The organism is Oceanobacter sp. ABM4_470 (assembly GCF_056158645.1).
Genome location: NZ_JBSWTR010000001.1, coordinates 699,021 through 716,086 on the forward strand (window position 1 = coordinate 699,021; position 17,066 = coordinate 716,086).

17 protein-coding genes are annotated in these 17,066 nt (G+C 55.6%); 9 read left to right on the forward strand and 8 right to left on the reverse strand.

From position 1 onward, the window contains the following. Positions 1-20 precede the first annotated feature (20 nt). Entirely contained in the window at positions 21-296 is a 276-nt protein-coding gene (locus tag ACXADJ_RS03080) for a cysteine-rich CWC family protein (protein ID WP_475062962.1), read from the forward strand. A gap of 72 nt (positions 297-368) precedes the next feature. On the opposite strand, the gene ACXADJ_RS03085 is transcribed toward ACXADJ_RS03080, so the two are convergent. Further along, on the reverse strand, positions 369-1,223 hold the full coding sequence (locus tag ACXADJ_RS03085) for a LysR family transcriptional regulator (RefSeq protein WP_475062964.1): 855 nt from the start codon (positions 1,221-1,223) through the stop codon (positions 369-371). A 117-nt stretch (positions 1,224-1,340) separates the two neighbouring features. On the opposite strand from ACXADJ_RS03085, the gene ACXADJ_RS03090 reads away from it, so the two are divergent. Beyond that, entirely contained in the window at positions 1,341-1,778 is a 438-nt protein-coding gene (locus ACXADJ_RS03090) for a PACE efflux transporter (RefSeq protein ID WP_475062966.1), read from the forward strand. A 50-nt stretch (positions 1,779-1,828) separates the two neighbouring features. Here ACXADJ_RS03090 and ACXADJ_RS03095 read toward each other — a convergent pair whose 3' ends face one another. After that, positions 1,829-2,707, reverse strand: a complete 879-nt coding sequence (locus ACXADJ_RS03095) for a LysR family transcriptional regulator (RefSeq protein WP_475062968.1) — start codon at positions 2,705-2,707, stop codon at positions 1,829-1,831. A 280-nt stretch (positions 2,708-2,987) separates the two neighbouring features. On the opposite strand from ACXADJ_RS03095, the gene ACXADJ_RS03100 reads away from it, so the two are divergent. Further along, entirely contained in the window at positions 2,988-3,761 is a 774-nt protein-coding gene (locus tag ACXADJ_RS03100; protein WP_028294471.1) for a ferredoxin--NADP reductase, read from the forward strand. A gap of 207 nt (positions 3,762-3,968) precedes the next feature. Here ACXADJ_RS03100 and ACXADJ_RS03105 read toward each other — a convergent pair whose 3' ends face one another. Further along, entirely contained in the window at positions 3,969-4,490 is a 522-nt protein-coding gene (locus ACXADJ_RS03105) for a MarR family winged helix-turn-helix transcriptional regulator (protein WP_475062973.1), read from the reverse strand. 270 nt (positions 4,491-4,760) lie between these two features. Here ACXADJ_RS03105 and ACXADJ_RS03110 point away from each other — a divergent pair, with 270 nt between their 5' ends. Next, positions 4,761-5,633 carry a DMT family transporter gene (locus ACXADJ_RS03110; protein ID WP_475062975.1) on the forward strand — a complete coding sequence of 291 codons (873 nt, stop codon included), beginning with the start codon at positions 4,761-4,763 and terminating at the stop codon, positions 5,631-5,633. 107 nt (positions 5,634-5,740) lie between these two features. Here ACXADJ_RS03110 and ACXADJ_RS03115 read toward each other — a convergent pair whose 3' ends face one another. Beyond that, positions 5,741-7,111 carry a YjiH family protein gene (locus ACXADJ_RS03115; RefSeq protein ID WP_475062977.1) on the reverse strand — a complete coding sequence of 457 codons (1,371 nt, stop codon included), beginning with the start codon at positions 7,109-7,111 and terminating at the stop codon, positions 5,741-5,743. Between the two features lie 335 nt (positions 7,112-7,446). Here ACXADJ_RS03115 and ACXADJ_RS03120 point away from each other — a divergent pair, with 335 nt between their 5' ends. The 4 genes from ACXADJ_RS03120 to ACXADJ_RS03135 all read left to right on the forward strand — a co-directional run bounded on the left by ACXADJ_RS03120 (position 7,447) and on the right by ACXADJ_RS03135 (position 10,883). Continuing rightward, positions 7,447-7,896: a hypothetical protein gene (locus tag ACXADJ_RS03120; RefSeq protein ID WP_028294468.1), complete on the forward strand. Its 450-nt coding sequence runs from the start codon at positions 7,447-7,449 to the stop codon at positions 7,894-7,896. A gap of 130 nt (positions 7,897-8,026) precedes the next feature. Then, on the forward strand, positions 8,027-9,088 hold the full coding sequence (locus ACXADJ_RS03125; RefSeq protein ID WP_475062980.1) for a phospholipase A: 1,062 nt from the start codon (positions 8,027-8,029) through the stop codon (positions 9,086-9,088). Between the two features lie 33 nt (positions 9,089-9,121). Then, positions 9,122-10,255, forward strand: coding sequence for an ATP-NAD kinase family protein (locus ACXADJ_RS03130; protein WP_475062982.1), 1,134 nt, complete (start codon positions 9,122-9,124; stop codon positions 10,253-10,255). 97 nt (positions 10,256-10,352) lie between these two features. Beyond that, positions 10,353-10,883 carry a cytochrome b gene (locus ACXADJ_RS03135; RefSeq protein WP_475062984.1) on the forward strand — a complete coding sequence of 177 codons (531 nt, stop codon included), beginning with the start codon at positions 10,353-10,355 and terminating at the stop codon, positions 10,881-10,883. 82 nt (positions 10,884-10,965) lie between these two features. Here ACXADJ_RS03135 and ACXADJ_RS03140 read toward each other — a convergent pair whose 3' ends face one another. The 3 genes from ACXADJ_RS03140 to ACXADJ_RS03150 are packed head-to-tail and all read right to left on the reverse strand — an operon-like array spanning position 10,966 to position 15,384. Next, the gene (locus ACXADJ_RS03140) at positions 10,966-12,540 is read right to left on the reverse strand and encodes a DHA2 family efflux MFS transporter permease subunit (protein ID WP_475062988.1); all 1,575 of its coding nucleotides are present in this window, start codon (positions 12,538-12,540) and stop codon (positions 10,966-10,968) included. Between the two features lie 28 nt (positions 12,541-12,568). Beyond that, positions 12,569-13,750 (reverse strand): EmrA/EmrK family multidrug efflux transporter periplasmic adaptor subunit, encoded by a 1,182-nt coding sequence (locus ACXADJ_RS03145; protein ID WP_475062990.1) that lies wholly within the window; start codon positions 13,748-13,750, stop codon positions 12,569-12,571. Positions 13,751-13,755: 5 nt separating this feature from the next. Further along, positions 13,756-15,384: an efflux transporter outer membrane subunit gene (locus tag ACXADJ_RS03150; protein WP_475062993.1), complete on the reverse strand. Its 1,629-nt coding sequence runs from the start codon at positions 15,382-15,384 to the stop codon at positions 13,756-13,758. Positions 15,385-15,482: 98 nt separating this feature from the next. On the opposite strand from ACXADJ_RS03150, the gene ACXADJ_RS03155 reads away from it, so the two are divergent. Further along, positions 15,483-16,085 carry a TetR/AcrR family transcriptional regulator gene (locus ACXADJ_RS03155; protein WP_475062996.1) on the forward strand — a complete coding sequence of 201 codons (603 nt, stop codon included), beginning with the start codon at positions 15,483-15,485 and terminating at the stop codon, positions 16,083-16,085. A 23-nt stretch (positions 16,086-16,108) separates the two neighbouring features. Here the strand turns inward: ACXADJ_RS03155 and ACXADJ_RS03160 are convergent, their stop codons facing one another. Further along, the gene (locus ACXADJ_RS03160) at positions 16,109-16,972 is read right to left on the reverse strand and encodes a bile acid:sodium symporter family protein (RefSeq protein WP_475062998.1); all 864 of its coding nucleotides are present in this window, start codon (positions 16,970-16,972) and stop codon (positions 16,109-16,111) included. Positions 16,973-17,066 lie beyond the last annotated feature (94 nt).

A 17,066-nucleotide genomic window follows, 5' to 3' on the forward strand; every position in this document is an offset into this window, starting at 1 on the left:
GTCGTGGGAGTTAATACACTGTGACTAATCAGACCAGTCAGCAGCTTGCTGCAAATTCAGTAAAGACAGGTGCAGTAAACACAGACGCAGCAAAGACAGAACCTGAGCGCTTTGACCCCGAGAGTATTTGCCCAGCCTGTGGTCAAGCCAACAGCTGCACCATGGCGGCAGGCAAAAGTGCCTCCAGCTGCTGGTGCATGACCACGCAGTTTTCCGAAAACGGCCGCGACCTGGCGTTTCAGACCGATCACGACCGCTGCCTGTGTCAGCGTTGCGCCACGTCTGAGGCAAAGTAGAGCATGCTTCTGTTCATTTCAGCCCAGTGCCTTTCTGGTTAGCTTATTTCAGCACCGGTCACTTATCTCAGCTCAGTTGCGGGTAATCTGATCAACCAGCCATTGGCCTGCCACGCCCGGCGCGTTGTTTCTGCTCCAGATCACGTCCAGTGCCACGGTGCGCGGGTAGCCGCGCACATTCAAACGGGTCAGCTCCTGACCAAAGCGTTCAACCAGAGAATCCGGTAGTTCAGCCCAACCCAGTCCCATGCGGGTAAACTCCAGCAGCGTCAGGTAATCCGGCGCTGACCAGACGTTGCCGGTGCTGGTGTCTGGCTCAGGGGCGTAGGTTTTCAGCCGCAGCTGGCGTTCGGCGCTCAGTTCCAGATTGCTGCAACCCGGCAGGGCCGCCAGCGGGTGGTTGTGGCTGACGTAAAGATTGAATGCCGCCTGGGACGACAGCCGCTGGTGGGCTATGTCGGCGGGGTAGTGGGGCTGGCTTGCAGTAAGCCCCAGCTGCGCAAAATCTTCCTGAATCATCACAATCACATCGCCGTGCTCGGACGGCCCGCATCGAAACTCGGTGTCGGGAAAGTGTTCGGCAAAGCGGCTCAGCAGTTCGCGGTTCAGTAGCGGCAGAAACAGGTCACTGGCAACCATCGAAACCAGTGATTCGACGTTATCGACCAGGCGCACACTGAGGGCGTTCAGCTGTTGGTTGGCATTCAGGATGGTATTCACGACACCCAGCACCTGACGGCCAGCGGCATTGAGGCGTGGCTGGCGACCGTCGCGGTCGAACAGTGGGCAACCAATGTCGGCTTCGAGGTTGGCAATGGCAACGCTGATGGTGGATTGGCTCTTGCGCAGTCTACGGGCGGCAGCAGAGAACGAGCCCAGCTCTGCCGCCAGTGCAAAGGCGGTGAGCGCTTCGGGAGAGTATTTCATCTATTAATAAAACCGATAGAAGGTATTTTTCAACTATCGTAAAAATGAAAGAGCATGGCAATCCTATCACCTAATCCCATCACTTTTACTCATGACTTCTGGGGGGAGGAATTGACCATGACGACCGCTGCTGCGAAAACCGCTGAGCGCATTGTGCATGCTCTGCTGTTCGAGCTGTTTGCTATTCTGCTGCTAGCCCCGATTGCGGCGCTGGCACTCGACAAGCCGCTGCTGAGTGTTGGCTCTCTGGCGTTGGTGCTGTCGGCCATCGCCATGAGTTGGAATCTGGCTTACAACCTGCTGGTGGATCGATATGTTCAGGTAGGGCGGATCGACTGGCGCTGGCGTCATCGGCTGCTGCATGGGATGGTGTTCGAGCTGGCACTGATCGGTATTTGTGTGCCGCTGGTGGCCTGGTGGTTGGCGATCAGTTGGTGGCAAGCCTTGCTGCTGGATATCGCGTTCTTTGTGATTGTTTTGCCTTACACCATGGTATTCAACTGGTGCTTTGATCGCTGTTGGCACCAGTTGATGAGTCGAGCCATATCCCACTGAGATAGGGTTCAGGTACGGTTTATCAGGCTCTTGTTATCAGGCTCCTGGCATCAGACGTTTTCGCACAGCTTCAGCCAGGCTTCGAGACCGGCGGTTTTGAACTTCTGCTTGTGCAACACAATGTACAGTTGGCGGCCAAAATCCCGGTGAGGGGTGTTTACTTCGCAAAGGTCACCACGCCCAAAAGCGTCTTCCAGGGTGATGCGTGACAGGCAGCCAATGCCGAGGTCAGCCTGCACCGCGCGCTTGATGGCTTCGGTGTGCTCCAGCTCAATTGCAACAGTCAGTTGCGGCAACAAACCGTGCATACCCCGATCAAACGCTTGTCTCGTGCCGGAACCTTCTTCGCGCAAAATCCATTGGGCTTGTGCCAGCGCCTGATCATCGGCGCTTTCGAGTTTGGCCAATGGATGATCCGGGTGGCAGAACACCACCAGTTCGTCGTCTTGCCAGGGCTGGATGTCGAGGTCGGGGTGATTGATTTCACCTTCGATCATGGCCACATCCAGCTCGAAGTTCAGCACCTTGCTGACGATGTGTTCAGTATTGTCCACCGTCAGGGCGATTTCAGCACCTGGGTGCTGCTTCAGGTAGTCCGCCACCATGCCCACCGCCATGTAGTTGCCAATGGTCAGGGTGGCGCCGACGCGCAGTTTGCCGGTGCCGTTGTGCTGCATCAGATTGTTTTGCAGGGCAGTGGCCTGCTCCATCAGCGACATGGCCTCTGGCAACAGCAGGCGGCCTTGTTCGTTCAGTTGCAGGCGCTTGCCGATACGGTCGAACAGTTGCACGTCGAACTGGTTTTCAAGGTCTTTCAGGGCCGATGACGCAGCACTCTGCGACATCGCCAGATGGTCGGCGGCGCGGGTCAGATTGCCGCTTTGGGCAATCGCAATAAACACTTCCAGTTGGCGCAGTGTGTATCTCATCAAGGGGTGCTCGTGGTTGCTGACGTTTGCCCGCAGGTGAACGTCTATTTTCGGAAAATCCGATTATTAATATTTATACAACCCGTTTTATCGAAAAAAAGGGCGGGCGTACAGTAAAACCATCAAGCAACCGCCGATGAGAATGGCCAGCTCCAGCGGACAACCCAATAGGGGACATCTATTTAATCCTGAACGGCTCTGCGCGAGTGAGCACCGGATTAAATAGATGTCCCTAAAAATTCAGCGACGAACAAGATCGCGATTAGCCTGGAGATAGAGAATGAGCAAATTGATCAAGGAAACCGTGACCAGCGTTCACCACTGGAACGATACATTGTTCAGTTTCACCACCACCCGCAATCAGGGCCTGCGCTTCAAAAACGGTCACTTCACCATGATCGGGCTGGAAATTGAAAACAAACCACTGCTGCGCGCCTACAGTATTGCCAGTGCCAACTACGAAGAAGAGATGGAGTTCTTTTCCATCAAGGTGCAGGACGGCCCGCTGACCAAACATTTGCAGAAACTCGCGGTGGGCGACGAAATTCTGGTGGGCACCAAGCCAGTGGGCACATTGATTTCCGATAACCTGCTGCCGGGTAAAAACCTGTATTTGCTGAGCACTGGCACCGGGCTGGCGCCGTTTATGAGCATCATCAAGGACTACGAGATTTACGAGCAGTTCGACAAGGTCATTCTGACCCATGGTGTGCGTTACGTCAGCGAGCTGGCGTATCAGGATCGCATTGAAAACGAGTTGCCTAACAACGAGTACTTTGGCGATGTTGTACGTGACAAGTTGATTTACTACCCAACGGTGACCCGCGAGCCGTTCCGTAACGAAGGCCGTCTGACCGACTTGATCACTTCTGGCAAATTGTTTGAGGACATTGGTCTGCCAAAACCGGATCTGGAAAACGACCGCTTTATGCTGTGCGGTAGCCCGGCCATGTTGAAAGACCTGACCGATATTCTGGACGGTTTGGGCTTCCAGGAAGCGCGTCAAGGCAACGCCGGTCACTACGTGATTGAGCGTGCCTTTGTTGAGAAGTAAGCCCTGCTAAAATTATCTTTCTATCAAGATATTTCCATGATGGCTTCTGAAATCTTTTCAGAAGCCATCATCCCTCTCTGCTGTTTTTCTGTACAAGCTGGCGATCACTTCAGGGTAACTGGCTGAGTGGTGAGGGGATAACTGCTAGTCACAGCACATCTTTCTGAACGATTGCTCAATATGTCTTTACATGAAGTTATATTCTGATCAATTGTTCGATTTTCCATCCATTGGTTGGTCTTCAAACTGCGTCAGCCAGTGTTTCAGCAGTCCGCCCAGTGCGTCTTGCTCTTCATTTCCAAGTGATTGCGTCAGTCGATTGAGGTTATCCATGTGGGATTCAACAGCCCGGTGAGCAACCGCACGACCGGCAAACGTCAGTACTACCAGCATGGAGCGTTTGTCGGATTCGGATGGTTTTCGGCTGATCAAACCGGCTTTTTCAAGACGGTTCAGACGGTTGGTCATGGCACCGGAAGACAGCATCGCGCTTTGAAATAACTCGGTTGGCGTCAGTGTCCATGGCTCTCCGCTGCGTAACAGCGTCGCCAGCACATCGAATTCGCCGAAGTTCAGACCATGCTGTTTGTGGCACGCTTCGACCTCCGCCGCCAGGTGGTTGTAGAGGCGGTAGATCCGGCCGATCAGAGCCATGGAATCTGTGTTCATGTCGGGCTTTTCGTTCGCCCATTGCTCAATGATGAAGTCTACGTGGTCTTGATCAGACATGATGTGGAGCCCACTCCGAAGGTATTGAATAAATGACCGAATGTTAACCGTGGAATGGCCAGTATTCCATGTTAACAATCTTGATATTAAGTTAATTTATCTCGTCATTAAGATAAAGTATCTTTACTTGAAGATAAAATGCTAACAGAATGCCGTCTTTGACAGGCGATGGGGAAACCCGGCTCTGATGTCGGCAAACAACGGCTGTTGGTGTTGCTACCGCCACAAGGCTTGCTGTCTTTATATGAAGATAATACGAGGTTTATGGGTATGAAATACTGGCTGATTGGCGTACTGGCGCCGTTGTTGTGGGGCACAACGTATGCGGTAACCCAGCACTGGATGGCCGACATCGATCCATTGTGGATTGCGGCATTGCGGGTGCTGGTACCAGGCCTGTTGATGTTGCCATTTTTGCCTTTGACGGTGATCCGACAGCACTGGCATCGCATGTTGCTGCTGGGCGGTTTGAACATTGGCATTTTTACCGTGCTGCTGTTTCAGGCCATCAGTCGTTTGCCGGGCGGTGTTGCTGCAACCCTGGTGTCGACGGTGCCGCTGCAAATTCTGCTGATGCGTTGGGTGAGTGGTAACCGACCACAAACTGCCAGCTTGCTGGCCTCCATTGGTGGTAGTGCCGGTGTTGCCTTGTTGGTATGGCGCGCCAGTGAACCCTTGAATCCGGTCGGGGTGGGCTTTGCTCTGGCGGCTGGGTTTTGCATGGCATTGGGCATGGTGCTGACTCCTCGATATTCCCGCGGAGTGCCACCGTTGCAGATGGCTGCTGGGCAACTGTTGTTGTGCGGACTGGTACTGGTGGCAGCGGTATTGAGTACTGGACGGGCGTTACCTGAGTTTGATGCGGCGGCACTGATGGCCTTTATCTGGATTGCGCCTCTTGGAATGGGCGTGGGCTTCTATTGCTGGTTTTTGGCCATGCAGCACATTCCGACCGATAAACTCAGCTTCCTTGGTTTGCTGAACCCGCTGATTGCCGTGGGCTGTGGGGTCGTGCTTATGGGCGAAACCCTGACCCTGATGCAGTTGTTGGCGGTGGGAATTGTGTTGAGTTGTGTGCTGGTGGCTCAGCTGAAGCCTAAACAATCACCAGCACAGCCATCGGCTGACAAGGCGGTTTGTTGACGGGGCTCGTTAAACCAGCGGCCCTGGCAGCTTCCAATCAAAAGCACCGGCGGCCTAACATCCGTCCGGTGCTTTTGCTGCTGTTTCTTGCTACGGGCTCAACAGGATCAGAAAATCAGGTGAGCTACCGCAGCAATCACCGGCAGTGTGATCAGCGTTCGCAGGATGAAGATGATGAACATCTCCAGCAGATTGATGGGCAGACGGCTGCCCAGAATCAAAGCGCCAACTTCCGACAGGTAAATCAGTTGGGTAATGGACACCGCGGCGATCACAAAGCGGGTCATTTCGCTTTCAATTGATGCGGCCATAATCGATGGGATGAACATATCCGCAAAGCCAACCACCAGGGTTTCAGAAGCGGCCACGGCTTCCGGGATATGCAACAGCTCCAGCAGTGGCACAAACGGCATGCCCAGCACACTGAAGATACTGGTGTTTTCAGCGACGACCAGCGCCAAGGTGCCAATGGCCATCACCACTGGTAACACACAGAACACCATTTCCGCCGCGTTGCGGGCGCCGTCCACCAACACGGCTTTGGCACCACGGCTACCTTGCGCCCGTTCGATGGCGCTGCTCACACCAATACGCAGCAATTCACCGAAGGACTTGCTGGCCAGTTCGCAGGGGGTAGCTTGCTCGCCATTCAGGTATTCGTTCGATTTTCGGCTCAGCGGTGGCAGCCGCGGAATGATCAGGGCGGCAACAAAACCGGCCAGTGACACGGCAAAATAGAACGGAATGAACAGGTGTTCGAGCTTCACTTGAGACACCACCACCAGCGCAAAACTGATCGAGACTGCTGAAAAGGTGGTTGCGATGACGGCGGCTTCGCGCTTGGTGTACATGTTCTGTTCGTACTGCTGGTTGGTCAGCATGATGCCGACGGTACCGTCGCCCAGCCAGGAGGTCACGCAGTCGATGGACGAGCGGCCTGGCAGGTTAAACAGTGGCCGCATCACCTTGCTCATAAAGCTGCCAACCAGCTCCAGCAAGCCAAAATCCAGCAGCAATGGCAGCAGCAAACCGGCAAACAGGAACACCGACAGCAAGGTTGGCATCAGCTCGTTCAACACCAGTCCACCGGTGTATTCGTGCCAGATCATGTCGATACCGGTGCTGTTGAGCGCCATGATGGCAAACGCCGCGCCGAGTACTCGCAACACCAGCCAAGGCAAGCTGGTCAAAAACAGGGTGCTGAAAAAAGGCTTGTTGTGCAGGGGTTTGGTAAAGGTTGTGAGCACCGACAGCGCTGCCGCCAGGCATATCAGGGTGGTGACAACAGTAGGGGCGGAGTCACCAAGCAGTCCCTTGAATTCGGCTGCCAGAATGGCAATGGGAATGGTCACACCGCCGTCGTAAGGCACTGGCGTCATAAACAGCAGCAGGCCAATAAGGGAGGGGATGATGAATAGCCAAACACCGCCTTTGGAGGCCGGCTTGGCATCGCCCATGTGAGTCACTTCATTCGGCATTCTCTGGTCCTTTATTATCAGTTGTTGTGGCCTTTTCAGCGACTGCGAGCGGGCAATGGCTGTTCAGTTAGCGTTTCTGGTTCAATTCTCAGACTCAACAATCGTTGGCCCGGCCAGAAAACAAGTGCTGGCAATCTACTACCGAATCGAAAGGATTTTGTTTTCATTGATCTTCCCAAAACCGCAGATATTGCATTTGGGCTATGAAAACTGGCATTGAAGCTGCAAATACCTACTCACAGTGGTTCAGAACCCGGGGAGAGGCAGCAGAAGACGCTGCAATTGACGGGATTCTGACGAAATAACCGCAACAAGTGTCAGAAAAGAGGTGAGTCATGGCAGGTCAGGGTCGTTTGAGTGACATCATGCGCAGTTTGAATCAGGCCAATGAAGTTGGCCTGCGGATTCGGTCGGCGGGCTATGTGCTGGAAAAGTCGGACATGAAAGCCATGCTGGCAGAGCTGGCGGGGTCGATTTCCGAAGCCAAGATGGAGTTGGGCATTCTTCAGGGGTATCTGCAAGACAAAGACGTCGAGCTGAAAACCATGGGGGAGCTTCTGCACACCAAGGCCAATCTTCGTCGTCGTGGTGATGGTTACTACAAAAGCCGCGAAGGTCGCCCATACGGCCAGCCGTATTGTTCCTACTGCTGGGAGCATGAACACAAGCTGATGCATTTGCACAATCGCATTCTGAAGAAGGACGTACGCATTTGCCCGCACTGCAAAAACGAATACCAGGCCCAGCGTACGCCCTATCTGGAAGCCGATGCCTTGATGATGTAACGGCTGTCTGATCGAGCGGTTAATTGCACGGGATTCAAAGGAATCAATTTACGGCCCGGACTGTCAAGATAGCGGTCAGTCACTTACTATTCAGAGGGTCCTTACCGCTAATAATCAGGAAATCCGGGTCATGTTTGTTTTCAGGCATTCGTTCGCTGCCGTGCTGGCAGCTGCTTTTTTTGCTCCGTGTGTGGCAACAGGGGCGCCAGCCTCAGAAACCGACCAGGTCGACCAACCTTTTGCGAATGCAGACAGTCAGGACGACATCAAGCCGTTACTGGATGGCGAGCCGGTGAAGCGCCAGAAAGTCGATGTCGAGATGATCGACCCGTCTGAATTCAAGGAAAACATCCGTAAGAACGCGCCGCGGGCGGTGGAGCGCATGCAGATTGAAGACATCGCCGCCTCCAGCCCTTTTGTACTGCTGCCTCATCGTCCCAATTACATCATGCCACTGAGCTGGCAACGTCGGCCTAACAACCGTGAGTTGGACGAGCTGGTGGACTACTACTCGGACGGCGAGAAAGAATACGACGGCGATTTCGACCACCTTGAAATCGTGATGCAGCTGAGCGTTAAATACATTGTTGCTGAAGACATCCTCACCAAGCTCGACCGGCTTGAAGTGGCCTATACCAACAAGTCGTTCTGGCAGGCCTACAACTCGGATATCTCACGGCCATTCCGTGAAACCAACCACGAGCCGGAAATCATCTACTCCTGGTTGCCTGACTCCAAATGGCTCGACCACGCCAGTATTTCCCTCAACCATCAGTCCAACGGGCAAACCAGTTCGTTGTCGCGTAGTTGGAACCGTATTGAGTTTTCCGGTGCCTGGGCGTTCTCTCATGGCTTATGGGGACTGCGCACCTGGTGGCGTATACCGGAAGAATCGTCATCCGACCCGTTTGATCCTACCGATGACGACAACCCCGGCATCGAAAGTTACCTGGGCTATGGCGAGTTGCGTTACATCCGCAATTATGGCCGCCACTCCATCGCTGTGATGATGCGAAACAACCTGGATTTTGACGACAACCGTGGCGCTTTTCAGCTGGATCTGACCTTTCCGCTCACCGAGCGACTGACCTGGTTTGTTCACTACTTTAATGGCTACGGCGAAAGCCTGATTGATTACGATCGCTTCCAGGAGCGTATTGGCGTCGGCATCAAGCTCAGCGACTGGATATAATGGCCGTTTTGCAGTGACGGATTGAGCAACCACATGATTCGACTCGGATTGATCGTAAACCCCTGGGCTGGCATTGGTGGCAGCGTGGCGCTGAAAGGCAGCGATGGCGAAGCCACGGTGGCCGAAGCCCTGAAGCGGGGAGCGCAGCAAAAATCCGGCCTGCGAACCTTGCAGGCATTGGAAATTCTCAAGCCGCTGGCGGATCAGTGTCAGTTCCTGACCTGCCCAAACGACATGGGTGCCAACTGGCTCGATCAGGCCGAACTGGCGTTTGAACGGTTGCCGATGACCCTGCCAGCCGATGGCCAAACCCGCGCCGAACATACGTTAGAAGCGGCGCGTTTGATGTTGGCGGAAAGCCGCCAGCGACCCATCGACCTGCTGCTGTTTGCTGGCGGTGACGGCACTGCCCGGGATATCTGTTCTGTGGTTGGCGATGCGATCCCGGTGCTGGGTATTCCGGCCGGGGTGAAAATTCACTCCGGGGTGTATGGCATCACTCCGGTGGCTTCTGCAGAAGTGGTGGCCCAGCTGATTCGCGGTGGGCTGGTGGATGTGCGGGAGTCGGAAGTGCGCGACCTCGACGAAGATGCCTTTCGCAAAGGCGTTGTCCGTGCCCGTCATTATGGCGATATGAAAGTGCCACAGCTGGGGCATTTTGTGCAGGCCGTGAAGATGGGCGGCGTGGAATCGGAAGAGCTGGTATTGGCGGATATTGCCGCCACCTTGCAGCAGGAAATGGAAGACGATTGCCTGTACCTGATCGGCTCGGGCAAAACCACGCAGGCGCTGCTGGATGACATGGGATTGGATGGTACCTTGTTGGGTGTCGATGCCGTCTTGAATGGTGAATTGATTGGCCGCGACCTGACCGAACAGCACATTCTGCAATTACTGGCGCAATACCCTGAACGCAAGGCGGTGCTGAGCATCATGGGCGGGCAGGGCCATATTATTGGCCGTGGCAATCAGCAGTTCAGCCGCGAGGTGTTGAGCCAACTTGGCCGGGAGCAACTGATTCTGGTCAGCACCAAAACCAAAATTACCGAACTGAACGGACGGCCGCTGGTGATCGACAGTGGCGACAGCGGGTTCGACCGCGCTTGGGCGGGCACCATTGAAGTCCTGACCGGTTATCAGGACCGAATTCTCTACCCGGTTGGTTAAGCTGTACGAGCTTTTTATTGTTCCGTTATACCCTTTGTGTCATGTCATTTGTGCACGACCCTGATATAAACAGTGGACAACTAAAAAGGAGAATCCTATGGCAACCGGAAACCGCAGTTATAACCTGCTGAGCAAGCTGTTCCACTGGGTCAGCGCCATCATCATCATTGGCCTGATCGTGGTTGGGCAGAAGATGGAAAACATGGAAGGCCCTGAAAAATTTGAGCTGATGGGCCTGCACAAATCGTTCGGTGTTTTCATCCTGTTGGTACTGTTTGCCCGGGTCATCAATCGCTTTACCAATCCTGTCGACGATGTGCCGGGCATCTCTGCCATGAATGCCAAGCTGGCCAAAGCCGGTCACGGATTGTTGTATCTGTGCATGATCCTGATGCCCGTCAGCGGCATCCTTATGTCGCAGTCCGGTGGACATGGGGTGGAGATGTTCGGACTGGCGTTGCCCACTTTTGTTGGCGAAAGCGAAGCGCTGGGCGGTGTTGCTCATGCCGTGCATGGTTTGGCTTCCAAGGCCTTGATTGGGTTGATTCTGGGCCACGCCGGTGCAGCCTTGTACCACCACTTTGTTCTGAAAGATGCGACCCTCAAGCGTATGACCCACGGCAGCTGAAAGACAGTTAAACAGAAACGAAACAGGGCATGTCGAAAGGCATGCCCTGTTTTGGTTTTCGCAGCAGCGGTGCGTTTCCCCGTCAGTGGCCACCTGCGGCTGCCGGGTCAACGGTTTTGTTTGGCTTGGGGGCCAGCCAGATGGCAAACGCCGCAATAAACATCACCACAGCGGTGGCCATAAAGATCTGGTTGGTCGCCAGCATCACGCTTTGGCCATTCAGCAGTTGTTCCAGCGTTGCGTTGACCGCATCCGGTGTCATGCCGCTGTTGCTCAGCATGCTGCGGACACTGCCATCGCGGTCCAGATCACCCACCAGAGTGGCGTGATTCACCGTTGTCTGGCTGTCCCACTGAGTGGTAATCACCGACGTTGCAAAGGCGCCGGAAATCGTCCGCAGGAAGTTCATCAAGCCTGCCGCCGAAGCCATTTCTCGTTCATCCACACTGGCCATGGCAAGGCCCGTCAGGGGAACGAAGAAGAATGGCATGCCAATGCCCATTAACAGCATCGGTATGGCGATATCCCAGTAAGTCATCTCCATGTTGGAGAAGCTGCGCCATAGAATGATCAGGCCGAGCCACATCACACCAAAAAACACCAGCTTGCGTGGATCAACTTTCATCGACATGCCCGCGGCTACAGGCGATAGCACCACCGCGAGTACACCGATCCAGGCGGTCGCCATGCCCGCTTCGGTGGCGGTGTAACCCATCAGGCCTTGCAGCCATTGTGGGGTCAGCACGTTGATACCGAAGAAACCGGCAAACGCCAGACTGATGGTCAGCACAGCGGCCGAGAAACCCCGGTGCCTGAACACCCGTAAGTCGACGATCGGGTTGTCGTCGTGCAGCTCCCAGATCAGGAAGGCTGCGAAACCGATGACTGCAATAATGCTGAGGGCAACGATTTCGGTAGACGCAAACCAGTCGAGGTTCTTACCCTCATCCAGCACCAGTTGCAGACAGCCTACCCAGACAATCAGCAGCAACAGACCAACAATATCGATCGGGGCTTTTTGCAGCGATTCTTCGTAGCGTTTCAGCAGCTTCCAGGCCGCCATTGCACCTACCACAGCGAACGGCAGGTTGATCAGGAAGATCCAGTGCCAGCTGTAGTTGTCACACAACCAGCCACCCAGAATCGGTCCCAGAATTGGCGCAATGACCGTGGTCATCGCCCACAGGCCAACGGCGGCGCCGGCTTTTTCGGGCGGAAAAATACGCAGCAGCAAGGTTTGCGACAGTGGCATCAGTGGGCCGCCAGCCAGGCCCTGGAAAATACGGAACACAACCAGCATTTCCAGAGAGGTCGACAGGCCACACAGCACCGAAAACACACCAAACAGCGCCATGCTGACGCAGAAAACACGTACTGCGCCAAAGCGCGCCGCCAGCCAGCCGGTCAGTGGTACCGTGATAGCCTCGGCCACTGCGTAGGAAGTAATCACCCAGGTGCCCTGAGTGGTGGTTGCGCCCAAGCCGCCAGCAATGGTGGGTACCGATACGTTGGCGATGGTCATGTCCAGCACGGCGATGAAGTTGGCCATTGCCAGCACAATCGCCGCCAGAATCAGCATGCCGCCTTGCAGCGGCTGCTCACCGTCGTGCGGCAAACCGGCCGCCGACGGATTGTATTGAGAAGAGCTCTGGCTCATACAGCTTTACCCGTTGTACGTTGCTGAATCAGTCGGCAAACGCCACGCGCTGCCCGTTGCCCGAGGTGCTGTCGGTATTGATGGTGACTTGCATCGACAAGCCAACCCGCAGTGGGTGCTGTTCCAGTTCGCTGTTGTCCAGACGAATACGCACTGGTAGTCGTTGCACCACCTTGATCCAGTTGCCGGTGGCGTTTTGAGCCGGAATCGCGGCAAAGGCTGAACCGGTGCCGCCCGAGAAACCTTCTACCACCCCTTGGTACGTCACGGATGAACCGTACAGGTCTGAAGTGAGTTCAACTTTCTGGCCCACGCGGACTTGCTCCAGTTGGCCTTCCTTGAAGTTGGCGTCGACGTACATATTGGCCACTGGAACCACCGACAGCAGCGGCGTTCCGGCATTAACGCGCTGGCCCAGTTGCACGCTGCGCTTGGCCACCACACCGTCTACCGGTGCACGAATTTCGGTGCGGCTCAGGTCCAGTTCTGCCTGCTGTTTACGCGCCAGTGCGGCCAGCACTTCCGGGTGATGTTCGGCATCGGTGCCCGCGGTAAGCACTTTGTTGGCGTCCAGCTGTTGTTCGGCGGCGATCAGCATGGCGTGAGCCTGTGCGGCGCTGGCTTTGGCAGCGGTCAGCGCTGCCTGGGCAGACGACCAGGCGTTCTGGGCGCGGGTCAGTTCATCACCGGAAATCGATCCGGATTTTTGCAGTGCCTTGCGACGTTCGAGGTCGATTTGTGCACGCTCGAAGTCGGCTTTGGCAGCTTCCAGTTGGGCGTTTACGGCTTCCTGGGAGGCGGTTTGCGCATCGACCTGGGCTTGCAGGGCACGATCCTGAGCGTAGTAACCTTTCACCCGACGCAGAGTCTGGTCGAGGTTGGCGCTGGCCTGTGCCAAAGCCAGTTTGGCGTCGGCCGGGTCGATGACGACCAGTAGATCACCTTTTTGTACCTTATCGGTATCGTGCACCAGTACGTCGGCAATGTTGCCGCTAACCGCTGGGGTGATCTGGGCAATTTCGACATCGGTGTAGGCGTTGTCGGTTTCAACATAGTGAGAGGCGACCAATTCGTAGTAGCTGAAGCTGCCAATGGCGGCGATCAGTACCAGTCCACCCAGGCCCAGCAGCAACTTGTTGCGACGGGCTTTGTTGTTGGCCGAGGTGCTGTTGTTGGTTTCTACAGCTGGCTGTTGGCTGTGTTCTGTCATGGTCTTCAGGCTCCGAATGCTTGCTCATCGGCAGCCATCTGGGTGCTACCGGAAGAGTGTGAAATCGATGTGGTGGTCGCGTTTGACGACGGCTCTTTCTGTGTGGTGTTTTGTGGTTCGCTCTGTGGTGCGATCTGTGACTCCACGTAGCCACCGCCTAACGCCCGCTGCATAGCGACATCCAGAATCAGTGAGCGGGAATTCAGGTTGGTCAGGTTTTGCAGGCTGCCCAGCAACAGGTCTTCTGCCGACAGCACATCCAGATAACTGTCGAGCCCGCCTTCGTAGCGGTTGCGGGCAATATCAAAGGCCTTTTGCGAGGCGGCATAGGCTTCTTCCGCCTTGTCGATTTGCTGTCCCAATGCTTTCTGGCTGACGGCTGTGTCGGCAACCTGCTGCAAGGCGTGAGTCACGGTGCGGTTATAGCTGCCGACCGCCTGATCGTATTGGGCGCGGGTCTGGCGCAGCTGGGCACGCAGTCGGCCGCCATTGAAAATTGGCAAAGAAATGGCCGGGCCAATGGAGCCCACGGTGGAGCCGCTGTCGGTCAATTGATCGAGGTAAATGGACTGCAAGCCAAAGTAAGCCGACAGATTCACGTTGGGGTAAAAGGCTGCCTTGCGGGATTCTGCTTCGCTTTGCAGGGCTTCTACCTGCAAGCGGGCGGCGGTGATGTCCGGGCGGTGACCCAGCAGGTTCAGTTGCACCTGTTGTGGCAGACCAAATGCCTTGTCCAGCGTAAAGGCCGGGCGGGCAATGGAGTCACCACGAGCAGGCCCCTGACCCAGCAGCGCCGCCAGTTGGTTGCGCTTCAGAGCAATGGACTCGTCCATTTGCAGCAGGTCGTTCTCGGCGTTGGCCTTACGCGCTTCGGCACGGTAGCGACTGCCGAGGGTTTCCAGACCGTTGTCGTAACGCTCGCTGATCAGTTGCAGGGTTTGGCTGCGAATCTTCAGTGCGCGCTCCAGCGTGTCGCGCTGGGAAAACAGCTGCGCCAGTTCGGCGTAACGCGTTGCAACATTGGCGGCCAGAGTCAGGCGGGCATCGGCCAGTTCGGCTTGTGAGGCCAGCAAGCTGGACGTGGCGCTGGCCAGTGCTGCACTGTTTTTGCCCCAGAAATCGATTTCCCAATTCAGGTTCAGGGTTGCCAGGCCGTAGTTATTCCAGCCCTGTGGCGTGAAGGCGTCCGGGGTCAGATAGTTGTAGCTTTGCTTCTGTTTGGTGATGTTCACATTGGCACTGACATCGGGCTTCAGTGCGGCGCTGGTGACATCGCTGAACGCTGCCGCTGCGCGCACCCGAGCGGCGGCCACGGTCATGTCCGGGGAATTAGCCAGTGCTTCGTTAATCAGCTGGTTGAGCTGGCTGTCCTGATAGCGGGTCCACCACTGGGCAGTGGGCCAGGGCGTTTGATCATTGGCTGAGGCTGCTTGCAGGGATTGCGTAGCGGACAGTTGCTGGCCGTCCATCATGTTGGGGTGTTGATTGTCTTCGGGCAGCTGCGCACAGCCACTGAGGGTCAGCAACACCAGCAAGCCCGCGAATGACCCCATGCGGGTAAGGCCATCAAATTTGGGCCTGAAGGGTGTCGTCGGGGACTGGGTTGTGACTGAAATAGAGGAGCGGATGGGCATGATGAACTCCATAAATAAACCGTACTGTACAGTTTAGTTTTGATTTTTCGTTCGTCAAGGCTAAAATGAACTCATCAGTTCAGTTTTGAGCAGGAACTATGAAAACCAAATCAGAAGCGCGGCGACAACATATTCTGGAAGTTGCCACCGAAGTGTTTGCGGAAACCGGCTTTGAGCGTGCCTCCATGGCCGAGATTTCAGCTCGGGTAGGCGGCTCCAAAGCCACGCTGTACAACTACTTTCCGTCCAAGGAGGAGTTGTTTCTGGAGGTGATGATCAGTACCAACCAGCAACAATTCAGCGCCGTTCAGCAGTTGCTGAAAGTGTCTGACCAGCCCTTAAGGCAGGTGTTGCAGGGGTTTGGGGAAGCACTGGTGAAACTGATTTATTCACCAGACGTACTGGCGGTGCGCCGTTTGGTGATTGCCGAAGCGGTGCGGTCTGACCTGGGTTACGACTGCTATTGCCGCAGCCGCAAGCAAGGTGAAGAGAAGATTGCCGCCGAGCTGGCGGAAGCCGTGGCACGCCAGCATTTGAAGGATTACCCACCGGCGCTTATGACATCGCACCTGCTGACGTTGATGGAATCCGAGTTTATCGATCGCATGGTACATCGCAGTGCGCCACCGCTCACTGATCAGGAAGTGAGTGCCGCGGTGGCGCGGGCGCTGGATGTGTTTCTGGGCTTCTACAGCGCCTGAGTTTCAGGCTGCCATGCGTCCTTTCAGGCGGCGACTGGCTTGCGTTTTACCCACAGGGTAAACAGGGTCGCGGTGGCGAACATCAGCAGGCTGTAAACGATCGGCGCCATCGACATTTCTGCGCTCTGCAAAATGGTGCTGGTGATCATCAGCGCCATGGTGCCGTTTTGCAGGCCCACTTCCAACGCGATGGTGCGAGCCTGTTGTTCACGGTGCAGCAACCAGCTGCCAATGCCGTAGCCGGCGGCCATGGTGATCAGGTTAAGGGCAATGGCACCGCTGCCTGCAGCGGCCAGGGCAGCGCCCAGCTTGCCTCCCAGCTTGACGCAAATCGCAACGATCAACAGCGCCAGCACCAGACTTGAAAAGCGTGTCACCCAAGGCTCGGCCTTTTGCGCAAAGCGGGCCCACTTGGCTCGAATCAACATGCCCACGATCACCGGGATGACCCCAACGACCAACAGTTGAATCATGGTTTTTGCCACCGGCAAGCTGAAGCCATCCGTGCCGTCGGCGTAAAGACCAATCGCCCAGGCAGCCAGTACCGGAATGGTAAATGGCGTAATAAACCCAATCACCGCTGTCAGCGATACCGACAATCCCACATCACCTTTGGCCAGCATGCTGTACAGGTTGGAGGTCGAGCCACCCGGACACAGGGCGATGATAAACAAACCGATGGCAACCCCACCGCTGAGGCCCAGTATTTCAATGATGGCAACTGCGATAATTGGCAACAGCACCAACTGGCACAAAGCGCCGACCAGAAATCCTTTGGGTTCGGTGGCTACACGGCGGAAGTCCTGGGCGGTCAGGCCCAGACCGACCCCCGTCATCACCAGAATCAGGGCGATGGGCAGGCCAGCGGAAATAAGGGATTCGAGCATGATAGATCCTGGTTATTCGTTGTAATGGCTGAGAAGGGTCTGCTGACCGACAAGAGCGATGGAAAAATAATGTAATTCGAATGTTCGAACAACA